This window comes from Listeria valentina, from assembly GCF_011800755.1.
GTDB classification, from domain to species: Bacteria; Bacillota; Bacilli; order Lactobacillales; family Listeriaceae; genus Listeria; species Listeria valentina.
Map to the genome: position 1 here is coordinate 1 of NZ_JAATJW010000025.1, position 12,491 is coordinate 12,491.

9 protein-coding genes are annotated in these 12,491 nt (G+C 39.6%); all 9 read left to right on the top strand.

The window, feature by feature from the left end; translation table 11 throughout:
* Positions 1-161: 161 nt before the first annotated feature.
* The 9 genes from dnaE (at position 162) to icd (ending at position 12,323) form a co-directional block, all read left to right on the top strand.
* A complete protein-coding gene (dnaE, locus tag HCK02_RS07520) occupies positions 162-3,494 on the top strand; it encodes a DNA polymerase III subunit alpha (protein WP_167629521.1) in 3,333 nt (1,110 codons plus the stop codon).
* A 209-nt stretch (positions 3,495-3,703) separates the two neighbouring features.
* A complete protein-coding gene (gene accD, locus HCK02_RS07525) occupies positions 3,704-4,594 on the top strand; it encodes an acetyl-CoA carboxylase, carboxyltransferase subunit beta (RefSeq protein ID WP_167629522.1) in 891 nt (296 codons plus the stop codon).
* Positions 4,584-5,537: an acetyl-CoA carboxylase carboxyl transferase subunit alpha gene (gene accA / locus HCK02_RS07530; RefSeq protein ID WP_167629523.1), complete on the top strand. Its 954-nt coding sequence runs from the start codon at positions 4,584-4,586 to the stop codon at positions 5,535-5,537. The genes accD and accA overlap by 11 nt, the downstream gene beginning before the upstream one ends.
* A 276-nt stretch (positions 5,538-5,813) precedes the next feature.
* Positions 5,814-6,773 carry a 6-phosphofructokinase gene (pfkA, locus tag HCK02_RS07535; RefSeq protein ID WP_167629524.1) on the top strand — a complete coding sequence of 320 codons (960 nt, stop codon included), beginning with the start codon at positions 5,814-5,816 and terminating at the stop codon, positions 6,771-6,773.
* A 223-nt stretch (positions 6,774-6,996) separates the two neighbouring features.
* Positions 6,997-8,754 (top strand): pyruvate kinase, encoded by a 1,758-nt coding sequence (gene pyk / locus HCK02_RS07540; RefSeq protein WP_167629525.1) that lies wholly within the window; start codon positions 6,997-6,999, stop codon positions 8,752-8,754.
* 132 nt (positions 8,755-8,886) lie between these two features.
* Entirely contained in the window at positions 8,887-9,255 is a 369-nt protein-coding gene (locus HCK02_RS07545) for an FxsA family protein (RefSeq protein WP_167629544.1), read from the top strand.
* A 161-nt stretch (positions 9,256-9,416) separates the two neighbouring features.
* Positions 9,417-9,884 carry a DUF441 domain-containing protein gene (locus HCK02_RS07550; protein WP_167629526.1) on the top strand — a complete coding sequence of 156 codons (468 nt, stop codon included), beginning with the start codon at positions 9,417-9,419 and terminating at the stop codon, positions 9,882-9,884.
* A gap of 34 nt (positions 9,885-9,918) precedes the next feature.
* A complete protein-coding gene (gene citZ, locus HCK02_RS07555; RefSeq protein WP_167629527.1) occupies positions 9,919-11,043 on the top strand; it encodes a citrate synthase in 1,125 nt (374 codons plus the stop codon).
* Between the two features lie 17 nt (positions 11,044-11,060).
* The gene (gene icd, locus HCK02_RS07560) at positions 11,061-12,323 is read left to right on the top strand and encodes an NADP-dependent isocitrate dehydrogenase (protein WP_167629528.1); all 1,263 of its coding nucleotides are present in this window, start codon (positions 11,061-11,063) and stop codon (positions 12,321-12,323) included.
* The last annotated feature ends 168 nt before the right edge of the window (positions 12,324-12,491 follow it).

Genomic DNA, 12,491 nt, shown 5'->3' on the forward strand with positions numbered 1-12,491 from the left:
ATCTAAAAAAAGACTGTAAACAAAGTTTTTCACTACTTTGTCTACAGTCTGAGACCTTTAAATGATAAAGGTCTTCATTATACGAACATACGTTCTTTTTTTAGTTTTTCCCGCTATAATAATAAGTGTTAATAATGAATGTTTAGAAAGGAGGGCGGATAATGGGCTTTATTCATTTGCAAGTTGCCAGTGCATTTGATTTATTATCAAGTACGGCACGAATAAAAGAGCTTGTCAAAAAGGCAGACGAATACCATTATTCTGCTCTTTCCATTACGGATAAAAACTCTCTTTATGGTACGGTTGAGTTTTATAAGGAGTGTCTGAAAACTGGGATAAAACCTATCATTGGAATGACGGCAGCTGTTGAAGGCGTTATTCACGAAGGGAATGACTATGAAGTCATTTTGCTTGCGGAAACAACGACGGGTTATCAAAATTTGTTAAAAATTTCAAGTGCGATCAAAACGCGGGATGAAAAAGAAGTTTTACCGTTAAAGTGGCTGAATTCTTATAAGGAAGGCCTTATTCTGCTTTCACCTGGGAAAAATGGCGAAATTGAACAACTTTTACTAGAAGGAAAAGAAGAATTTGCTGGTGAAGTCGCGCGTTACTACATCGAATTAGTTGGCGCTGACTATTTTTATTTGACTTTACAAAAAGAACAGCCAGTGCTTGCTAAGCTCATTCAAAGCTTTGCGGAAGTGAATCAAATACCGGTCACTGCAACAAAAGACGTTCGCTATATTTTGCCACGTGATATTCAAGCAAAGGAAGTGCTTGTGGCGATACGAGATAACACGACGGTAGACTGGGAGTCCCTCGAACTTGTTGGCCCCTCTTATTTTGCAAGTCAAACAGAAATGGAAGCTCTTTACACAACTGATTTTGAACAAAAAGCCTTGCACGAATCTGGAAAAATTGCAGAGCGCTGTCAAGTAGAAATTAAAATGAATCAGCACCTTTTGCCGCGCTTTCCTCTTGAGGCTAGTCAAAGTGCAACCGATGTTCTTGCAAAAGTTGCAGTGCAGGGGCTGAAAGATCGTGGATTAGACGGCCAATCTGACTATGAAACTCGCTTGCATTATGAGTTGCAGGTTATTAACGATATGGGATTTGCGGATTACTTTTTAATCGTTTGGGATGTGATGAAGTACGCGCGTGAACATGATATCTTAACAGGTCCTGGACGTGGTTCGGCAGCGGGATCCCTTGTTTCTTATGTCCTTAAAATTACTGATGTTGACCCCATTCAATATAATTTGCTGTTTGAACGTTTTTTAAACCCTGAGCGAGTAACAATGCCAGATATTGATCTGGATTTCCCAGATAATAAGCGGGATGAAGTTATTGCTTATGTGGTACAAAAATACGGTGAACAACACGTTGCGCAAATTGGTACTTTCGGGACGCTTGCGGCAAAAGCAGCCATCAGAGACACAGCTCGAACATTCGGCTTAAATTCGGTCCAACTTGCTGAATGGGCGAAGCTGATTCCAAATTCACTTGGGATCACGCTTGAAAAAGCTTTAAAAGAAAATCCGCGACTAGAAAAGCAAATTCATTTTTCTAAAGAAAATGAAATGATTTGGGAAGTCGCTTGCTCGATTGAAGGACTGCCACGCCACATTTCCACACATGCAGCGGGTATCGTCATTAGTGATGAGCCGCTTGTTGACCAAGTTCCACTTCAACAAGGAAGTCAAGAAGCCTTACTTACGCAATACGCGATGGGGGATCTAGAAGAAATTGGACTACTTAAAATGGACTTTCTTGGCTTGCGCAATTTAAATTTGCTCGACCGTGTCCTCCGTTCTGTTAACTACAATCGTGATTTAAATTTAACTTTGCAAGACATTCCGCTTAATGATGAAAAAACGCTACAGCTCTTTAAACGGGGAGACACTACGGGGGTCTTCCAGTTTGAATCAGATGGAATTAGAAGGGTGCTTCGAAACCTTGTTCCTACTTCATTTGAAGATATTGTTGCCGTAGATGCGCTTTATCGTCCGGGTCCAATGGAACAAATCGATACATTTATTGCTCGAAAACATGGAAAAGAGCAAATTTCTTATTTGCATAAAGATTTGAAACCTATTTTAGAAGTGACTTATGGCGTGATTGTTTACCAGGAACAAATTATGCAAGTAGCCAGTACGATGGCTGGATTTTCACTTGGCGAAGCAGATCTTTTAAGACGAGCGGTGAGTAAAAAGAAGGCGGACGTGTTAAATGAACAGCGCGAAAAATTTGTTGCAGGAGCCTTGCGAAAAGGTTATCAAGAAACAAGTGCTAATGAAGTGTATGATTTGATTGTCCGCTTTGCCAATTACGGCTTTAACCGAAGTCATGCCGCGGCTTATTCTAAAATTGCTTTTCAGCTAGCTTTTTTGAAGGCGCATTTTCCGGCTGAGTTTATGGCGGCATTGCTAAGTTCTGTGTTTGGAAATGATGTAAAAATTGGCCAATATGTAACGGAAGCCAAAAAATATGGGATCCAGATGCTCCCACCAAGCATCAATCACAGCCATTACTATTTCCAAGTCGAAGGACCTTCTGCCATCCGCTACAGCTTCCGTGTAATTCGAAAGGTACCGAATAAATTTGTTTTAGCGCTCATTGAAGAACGCAAAAAGGCACCATTTAAAGACTTTTTTGATTTTTGTGAGCGGATTCCGCAAAAAACATTGACACCTACCATTTTAGAAGCCCTCATTTACGCCGGCTGTTTTGATGAATTTGACAAAACACGTGCCACGTTAATTGGTTCTATTCAAGCGGTTTTACAATTCTCTAGTTTACTTGGAAACGATGAACGGGGAATGAATTTGTTTACAGCAGATGATGATTTCTTTCAAACAATGAAACCACGTTATAAAGAAGCAGAAGAATTTCCTGAAAAAGAAAAACTTGCGCTTGAAAAAGAATATACTGGTCAATACGTGTCTGCCCATCCGGTTACACGCTACCAAGAAAAGTTGAAAAAATTACATGTCACTTCACTTGCGGATACTGCCAAGAAACAATTTGCTTTGCTTGGTGTTTATGTGCTCTCTACAAAAGTTATTCGCACGAAAAAAGGAGAGAACATGAGCTTTTTAACAGTTTCGGATGACAGCGGTGAACTTTCAGCCGTTGCTTTCCCAGAGACTTATCGAAACTTCAATCCTCTTTTGCAAGAAGGGGAATTACTCGCTTTGCAGGTGAAAATTGAGGAGCGAAATGGAGAAAAACAAGCGATTATTAATAAAGTAGAGCGACTGGATCAAATTGAAACTCCAAAACGTTTATTTTTGAGGGTAACAAACGATGAACAAGTTCAACAATTGAAATCATTCTTGAAAGAATCTAAGGGGAATTCGAAAGTCGTTTTGCATTATGCGGCAACGAAAAAAACCGTAGAACTTTCGGATTCTTTTTCTGTTTCTTTTTCTGTGGAACTAGAAGAAAAGCTCAGTAGCTTGCTTGGAATGGAAAATGTTGTATTTAAGTAAATGTTTTTTCATTTCCTAAAAGAAGTAAAAGTATGGTATAGTTTAGAATGGACAAGAGACTTGCGGTGATGAATAGCTGTTTTCAGCTGACTATTGCCGCAATTCGTTTTTGACTTTCATAGTGTGAAAGAGGGACTTTTAATTTATTTTATTCATTTTTATCACCACTATGAATCCGATTTAGAAAGCGTAGTAGGGAGGTTTCATCTTTGTTAGGCGATTTATTTACTAAACCAAAGAAGAAAAAATATGCAGCGATCCCAGCAGAGGGGGCAAAACACGATGTCCCAGAAGGGATTATGACAAAATGCCCACAATGCAAAAAGATCATGTACACAAAAGAACTGGAAAAAAATTTGATGGTGTGTAGCCACTGCGGTTTCCATCATCCAATTGGTGCCCAAAAGCGGCTTAGTTACTTAGTAGATGAAGGTTCTTTTAATGAACTGGATGCTGAACTTAGACCAGCTAATCCACTCGGCTTTGAAGACTATATGGATCGTGTGGAAAGGGATCAAGAAAAAACGGGTCTTAAGGAAGCGATCTTAACTGGGACAGCAGCAATTGAAGGGGAAAAGCTAGTCATTGCTGTTATGGATTCACGTTTTCGAATGGCGAGTATGGGAAGTGTGGTCGGCGAAAAAATTCTCCGTGCGGTTGAAAAAGCAGATGAACTAAAACTGCCATTTGTTATTTTTACTGCTTCTGGAGGTGCGAGGATGCAAGAAGGGATGCTTTCACTCATGCAAATGGCGAAAACATCTGCTGCTTTTAAGCGATTTAGTAATCATGGTGGTTTAGCCATTACTGTGATGACACATCCAACAACGGGTGGTGTTTCGGCTAGCTTTGCTTCGCTTGGCGATTTTAACTTTGCTGAACCAGGCGCTCTTATCGGCTTTGCCGGAAGACGTGTTATTGAACAAACCGTTCGTGAAGAGTTACCGGAGGATTTTCAGACCTCGGAATTTTTACTAAAACACGGTCAACTTGATGAGGTTATTTCACGCCTTGAACTGAAAGAGAAGTTGCATTTTGTATTGGCTTTTCACCACCAAGAACCTGAAGAAGATGAGGAGGGAACTTCCGTTGGCGAATGATATGGATTTTGAAAAACCAGTTTTAGAACTTCGTACAAAAATTGCAGATCTAAAAGAATATAATGCCAAGTCGGAAGTCGATCTCTCAAAAGAAATCGAAAAGCTTGAGCAGCGACTTGAAAAATTAGAAGCAGAAATTTATGGAAATATGACAGCGTGGGATAAATTCCAAGTAGCTCGCCATCCAGAAAGGCCGACAACGCTTGATTATATCCCGTATCTATTTGATGACTTTATGGAACTTCATGGTGACCGCTATTTTGGAGATGATGCAGCTATTGTTGGCGGAATCGCAAAATATAAAGGAATTCCTGTCACGGTTATCGGGCATCAACGCGGTAAAGACACGAAAGATAATTTGCGTCGCAATTTCGGGATGCCTCATCCAGAAGGTTTTCGAAAATCTCTACGTCTCATGAAGCAAGCCAACAAGTTTCGACGTCCGATTATTTGTTTAATTGATACAAAAGGAGCTTATCCAGGTCAAGCAGCTGAAGAACGTGGCCAAAGCGAAGCGATTGCGCGAAATTTGTATGAAATGAGCGATATGAAAGTACCTATCATTTCGATTGTTATTGGTGAAGGTGGAAGTGGCGGCGCACTTGCACTCGGAGCAGGGAACCAAATTTTCATGCTTGAAAATGCTGTTTTTTCGGTAATCACACCTGAAGGAGCGGCAGCTATTTTGTGGAAAGATGCGAGTCTTGCTAAAAAGGCAGCGGAATCAATGCGAATTGCTGCAGATGATCTCTATGAACTTGAAATTATTGATGGTATTATACCTGAGATCCGTGGCGGCGCGCACCATGATTTGAAAAAGCAAGCTGAATTGATTGATCAAACGCTTTCGAAGTCTATTCATACACTTATGGCGTTCACGGAAGATCAACTCGTTGAACAGCGTTATGATAAATTCAAAAAAATTGGGATTTACGAATCCTAATAAAAAGCGTATTGACTGAGTCAATACGCTTTTTATATGTTTTTTACACTAAACAGCTCATTAAGAACTTTTTTCACAAAAATAATTTGTATAGACCAATATGTTTGTTTCTTGCATAAATAAAGCTTTTGTTAAAAGTACCAATTTCAGAAGGAGTTATTTATCGCTAGAAAAGCTCTGAAAAATGCTGTACTGAGACTTTTCATTTCGAAGGAATTAGGGTAAAATAGTTACCGTGTGATGGAAAAATAATCGTAGTCTGAGGTGGTAGTAAAAATGAAACGTATTGCGATATTAACGAGTGGTGGCGACGCGCCAGGCATGAATGCTGCAGCCCGAGCTGTTGTGCGTAAAGCTATTTATGAAGGTCTAGAAGTTTATGGAATTAATTACGGCTTTCTTGGACTTGTAAATGGAGATATCCATAAACTCGAACTTGGTTCTGTGGGTGACTTGGTTCAACGCGGTGGGACATTCCTATATTCTGCCCGTTATCCTGAATTCGCAACAGAAGAAGGTCAGTTAAAAGGGATTGAACAACTTAAAAAACATCAAATTGATGGACTTGTAGTTATTGGCGGAGATGGCTCTTACCATGGTGCTGAAGCCCTTACAAAACGTGGTTTCCCAACAATTGGAATTCCTGGAACGATTGATAATGATATTTCAGGAACCGACTTCACAATTGGATTCGATACAGCGTTAAATACTGTATTAGATGCCCTAGATAAAATTCGTGATACTGCAACAAGTCATGAACGTACATTTATCATCGAAGTAATGGGACGTGACGCAGGAGATATCGCGCTTTGGTCTGGCTTAGCTGGTGGTGCCGAAGCGATTATCGTTCCAGAGCTTGAATTCAATATGGATGATATTGTTGGTCGCTTAAATAAAGGGCGTGAACGTGGTAAAAAACACAGCATTATCGTTGTTGCTGAGGGTGTTATGTCCGGCAACGAGTTTGCGGAACGCCTTGCGCAATACGGAGATTATCATGCGCGTGTGACTGTTCTTGGCCATGTTCAACGTGGTGGAAGCCCGACTGCATTCGACCGTGTACTTGCAAGCCGTTTAGGGGCTCGTGCAGTTGATCTCTTACTTGAAAATCGCGGTGGATTAGCTGTCGGAATTCGCGAAAATAAAATTGTTGAAAATGACATCACAGAAATATTAAAAGAAAAACATCATTTAAATGACGATATGCTAAACCTAGCATCTATTCTTTCGATTTAACAAAAAGGTCACTAAAGCGTTTTTAGTGACCTTTTTCAAGTGCGATTTTGAAAACAATTTTTGAAAACAAGAATCATTCTTATTTAGCTGAGAATAAAGTTCCTAGTTTAAGTTTGATTGTTTTTTCACAAACAACTTGTTTCACAAGGCTGTTACTGGTAAAATGTAGTAGATGTGTTTATAATGTGTATATGAATAGGTAGTTCTAGGAGGAGTAGTGAAGATGAAAAAAACGAAAATTATTTGTACCATTGGACCTGCTAGTGAATCCGTTGATACGCTAGTAAAATTAATTGAATCGGGTATGAACGTAGCTCGACTTAATTTTTCCCATGGTGACTATGAAGAACATGGTGCACGAATCAAGAACATTCGTGAAGCTGCAAAAATTACAGGAACTCCGGTAGCTCTTTTACTTGATACTAAAGGTCCGGAAATTCGTACAAACGATATGGCAGGTGGAAAAGTAGAATTTTCCGAAGGCGATATTGTTCGCATTGCAATGTCACCTGTTGAAGGAACAAAAGAAAAGTTCTCGGTTACTTATGCCGAACTTTTTGATGATGTAGAGATTGGCTCAAGTATTTTGCTCGATGATGGTCTTATCGGACTAGAAGTGACTGAAAAAGACAATGCTAACCGTGAGCTTGTAACAAAAGTTCTTAACCCTGGTGTGTTGAAGAACAAAAAAGGCGTAAACGTGCCAAACGTTTCCATTAATCTTCCTGGAATCACTGAAAAAGATGCAAACGATATTCGTTTCGGCTTAGAACAAGGTATTGACTTCATTGCAGCTTCATTTGTACGTCGTGCTTCTGATGTTCTTGAAATCACAAAGATTCTAGAAGATCATGATGCGACACACGTTCAAATCATTCCTAAAATCGAAAACCAAGAAGGTGTCGATAACATCGATGAAATTCTTCAAGTTTCTCAAGGTTTGATGGTTGCTCGTGGTGACCTTGGGGTTGAAATCCCGGCTGAAGAAGTTCCGATCGTTCAAAAAGAACTTATCAGAAAATGTAATAAGTTAGGGAAACCTGTTGTAACAGCTACTCAAATGCTTGATTCCATGCAACGCAACCCACGTCCAACTCGTGCAGAAGCGTCTGACGTTGCGAATGCCATTTTTGATGGTACAGATGCAATTATGCTCTCTGGAGAAACTGCTGCAGGGGATTATCCAGTTGAAGCTGTTCAAATGATGGCGAAAATTGCACTTCGTACTGAGGAAGCGTTAATTACACAAGATAAATTTGCACTTAAGATGCATCCAAATACGGATATGACGGAAGCAATTGGTCAAGCTGTTGGCCACACTGCTCGTAATTTAGATGTTCAAACAATTGTTGCAGCGACTCAAAGTGGTCATACTGCCCGTATGATCTCAAAATATCGTCCAAAATCGCATATTCTAGCAGTTACTTTTAACGAACATGTTTGCCGTTCGCTTGCCCTTTCTTGGGGAGTTTATGCACGTTTAGCTAAACCTGTACAAAATACAGATGATATGTTTGATCTAGCAGTAAAAGAATCACTTGATTCTGGGCTTGCTCAACAAGGCGATTTGATTATTATCACTGCAGGTGTTCCTGTTACTGAAAGTGGAACAACAAACTTGATGAAAATTCAATTGATCGGTGAAAAAGTAGTAAAAGGCCAAGGAGTTGGTCGTGAATCTGTAAGCGGAAAAGCGATTGTTGCTAAAACAAGCAAAGAAGCGCTTGAAAAAGCAGAACAAGGAGGAATCCTTGTTGTCAAAACAACAGATAAAGAAATTATGCCTGCGTTCGAGAAAAGTGCAGCAGTTGTGGTTGAAGAAGGCGGCTTAACAAGTCATGCAGCAGTTGTTGGAATCAACTTAGGAATTCCAGTTGTTGTAGGTGCAAAAGACGCAACTACACTTATCAATGATGGAGAAACAATTACAGTTGATTCTCGTCAAGGCGCTGTCTATAACGGAAAAACAGCAACTCACTAAGAAAAAATTTCAGACCCTTCAAGTGCAGAAATTGCACTTGAAGGGTCTTTTTTTCGTTATGTTTTTTAATTCTTTGCAAATGAGTTATAATAAGGGGATAGAAGATAAACTGGAGTTGATGTTTTGAAAAATATGTTTGCGTACTGGGCTGCTTATGGTCTTGTCGAATTGATTGTTTATGTATGGTTATTCCAGTGGATCGGATTTTGGCCGCTTCTTTTAATTCAAATTTTGTCTACTACTTTTGGAATTTATATGTTTAAAAAAGTTGGCGGAACGCTCTTACGAAATATTTTAGATGGCCGAACGGTTGCCCCGTATTTGCTTGATACGGTTTGTTTTTTCTTTTCCGCATTGTTCTTTACAATACCGGGGATTTTAACAACTGTAGTTGGGCTGTTATTATTCATCCCATTTGTTCGACGCCTTATTAAGCCGAAGCTTACAAAATGGTTTGCCAAACAAAGCAAACAATCCAATCCCTATTATTTCGATATGTAACAAGCGGGCTCAGTTAGCTCGCTTGTTTCTCCAATCGGATAATTTGTTTTACTTATGGAGTTTCAGAAATGATATAGGTTTATTTTATGCTAAATTCTATTTTTATGCTATAATATTTTTTATCTTATGGAAATCCCTTAAGGTAGCGAAAGGTGTTCATTATGTTTACGGAAAGCATGTTATTTTTACTACTTTTTTTAGCGCTTGGTGTCCTTGCAAAAAACAATTCATTAATTATTGCAGTTGCAGTTGTGATTATCCTCAAGCTCTTTGCTGGTAACACGAAAGTGATGGAAGTCATTCAATCAAAGGGAATTAACTGGGGAGTTACGATTATTACGATTGCTATTTTGATACCAATCGCAACTGGACAAATTGGCTTTAAAGATTTATTCGATTCGTTTAAATCGCTCGCAGGCTGGGTAGGTTTAAGTGCAGGGATTCTTGTTTCCATTTTATCGAGAAAAGGAGTCGGCTATATGTCGCAAGACCCGCAAATTACAGTTTCGCTTGTATTTGGAACGATTTTAGCTGTGGCACTTTTCCGAGGTATCGCCGCAGGTCCTGTCATCGCTTCTGGGATTGCCTTTGTAGCGATGCAAGCGATTACGTTTTTCACTAGCAAATAACAAGTTCAATAATGCTTTATGAAGGAGGATTTAGATGACAGTTTCTAAAGGGCTCGAAAATGTATATGTCGCAGAGACTTCAATCAGTTCCATTGTGGATGACACGCTCAAATATGTTGGGTATAGTATTGATGATTTGGTTGAAAACAATGTCAGTTTTGAAGAGGTCATTTATTTGCTTTGGCATCTCAGACTGCCAAACAAAGATGAATTAGCGAATTTTCAAGTTGAAATTAAAGAGCATATGGCTGTATCTGAGACCATCATCACTAGTCTTAGAATGCAACACCATCAAAAATTGCATCCGATGAGTGTACTACGGACCACTGTTTCGATGCTCGGTGTTTTTGATACAGAGTCCGAGCTAGACGACGGAGAATCGATTTATAAAAAAGGATTACGTCTGCAAGCTAAAATGCCAACGATTGTAGCTGCGTTTTCTCGTATCCGTCGCGGTCTAGATCCGATTCCACCACGTGATGATTTGAGTGTTGCTGCGAATTTTTTATACATGCTAACCGGAGAAGAAGCTGACCCGCTGTCAGTTGAAGCAATGAATAAAGCACTTGTTTTGCATGCGGATCATGAATTTAATGCTTCTACATTTACTGCACGCGTTTGCGTTGCCACTCTTTCTGATGTGTATTCAGGTGTGACAGCAGCAATTGGGGCATTAAAAGGACCGCTTCACGGTGGAGCCAATGAACGTGTTTTTGATATGCTCGAAGAAATCGACCGTGCTTCAAGCAACGTAAAAGACTACATACAATATAAAATTGACCAAAAACAAAAAATTATGGGTTTCGGACACCGTGTTTATCAAAATGGGGATCCACGTGCTAAGCATTTGAAAGCAATGTCACAACTTTTGACAAGTGAAACCGAGGAAGAAAAGTGGTATGCACTTTCTTGCCAAATCGAGGAAGCGGTTTGGGAGTTGAAGCATCTTCGACCAAACGTTGATTTCTATTCTGCATCCGTTTATCACGCGCTTGGAATTGATGTAGATTTATTTACACTTGTGTTTTCTGTAAGTCGAGTTTCTGGCTGGTTGGCGCATATTTTTGAGCAATATCGAGATAACCGCTTAATTCGACCTCGAGCTATTTATGTAGGCCCTGAAGATCGTAAATATTTACCTATTGAAGAACGGATATAAGGAGGAGTTTCTAAGATATGGCTGAAAAAATCCAAGTAAAAAACGGGTTGCTTCATACCCCTAATGAACCCATTATTCCATTTATCGAAGGAGATGGAACGGGCCCTGATATTTGGCGCGCTGCAAAGCGAGTGCTAGATGCAGCAGTCGAAAAAGCCTATCAAGGTACACGTAAAATCGAATGGAAAGAAGTTTTAGCGGGCGAAAAAGCTTTTAAGCAAACCGGTGAATGGTTACCACAAGAAACGCTTGATGTGATTTCCGACTATTTGATTGCTATTAAGGGACCGCTAACAACGCCAATTGGTGGTGGGATCCGGTCGTTAAATGTTGCACTGAGACAAGTTTTAGATCTCTATGTCTGCTTGCGCCCAGTACGTTACTTTACAGGAGTTCCATCCCCAGTTAAACGTCCTGAAGAAACAGATATGGTTATTTTTAGGGAAAACACAGAAGATATTTATGCTGGTATTGAATTTAAAGAAGGCAGCAAAGAAGCGCAAAAATTGATTCAATTTCTTGAATCGGAATTTGGTGTTAAAAATATCCGCTTCCCTGAAACATCTGGAATTGGTGTTAAGCCTATTTCAAAAGAAGGAACAGAGAGACTGGTTCGTTCAGCTGTTGAATATGCCTTAAAAGAGAATCGCAAATCTGTTACTTTAGTCCACAAAGGCAATATCATGAAGTTCACAGAAGGTGCTTTTAAGCAGTGGGGCTATGAGCTTTGCGAACGAGAATTCAAAGATCAAGTCTTTACATGGAACGAATATGATCGCATTAAAGAAGTAGAAGGCGCAGAAGCAGCTGATTTGAAGCAAAAAGAAGCTTTAGATGCTGGAAAAATCCTTATTAAAGATTCGATTGCAGATATCTTTTTGCAACAAATTTTAACCCGACCAGCTGAGTTTGATGTAGTTGCGACTATGAACTTAAATGGGGACTACATTTCCGATGCACTCGCTGCTCAAGTTGGCGGAATCGGAATTGCTCCTGGCGCCAACATAAACTATCAAACAGGACATGCTATTTTTGAAGCAACACACGGAACTGCGCCAAAATATGCTGGACTTGATAAAGTTAATCCATCTTCTGTTATTCTTTCTGGAACTTTGCTTTTAGAACATCTAGGTTGGAGCGAAGCCGCAGAACTCATTACACATTCGATGGAAAACACAATTCAAGCTAAAACGGTGACTTATGATTTTGCTCGATTGATGGATGGAGCAACTGAACTTAAATGCTCTGAATTCGCGGATGAATTAATTAGAAACCTTTAACATAGTTCGTTTATTCTGGGTTGTAATTTAAATTCAATTCAATTTTGTTCGTATTTTAAAAAGAGCGCGATAACTGTTCGCGCTCTTTTTTCATTTAGACCTCAAACTATTCATCTCATGCCAAATTATGGTAAAATGTATGCAAGTGAAAACTTGAAAACGAGGAGG

Excerpts from the sequence above, each read along its gene's own strand:
- HCK02_RS07545 (WP_167629544.1), top strand. The coding sequence starts at position 8,887 with ATGTTTGCGTACTGGGCTGCTTATGGTCTTGTCGAATTGATTGTTTAT.
- HCK02_RS07550 (WP_167629526.1), top strand. The coding sequence starts at position 9,417 with ATGTTTACGGAAAGCATGTTATTTTTACTACTTTTTTTAGCGCTTGGT.
- pfkA (WP_167629524.1), top strand. The coding sequence starts at position 5,814 with ATGAAACGTATTGCGATATTAACGAGTGGTGGCGACGCGCCAGGCATG.
- dnaE (WP_167629521.1), top strand. The coding sequence starts at position 162 with ATGGGCTTTATTCATTTGCAAGTTGCCAGTGCATTTGATTTATTATCA.
- pyk (WP_167629525.1), top strand. The coding sequence starts at position 6,997 with ATGAAAAAAACGAAAATTATTTGTACCATTGGACCTGCTAGTGAATCC.
- icd (WP_167629528.1), top strand. The coding sequence starts at position 11,061 with ATGGCTGAAAAAATCCAAGTAAAAAACGGGTTGCTTCATACCCCTAAT.
- citZ (WP_167629527.1), top strand. The coding sequence starts at position 9,919 with ATGACAGTTTCTAAAGGGCTCGAAAATGTATATGTCGCAGAGACTTCA.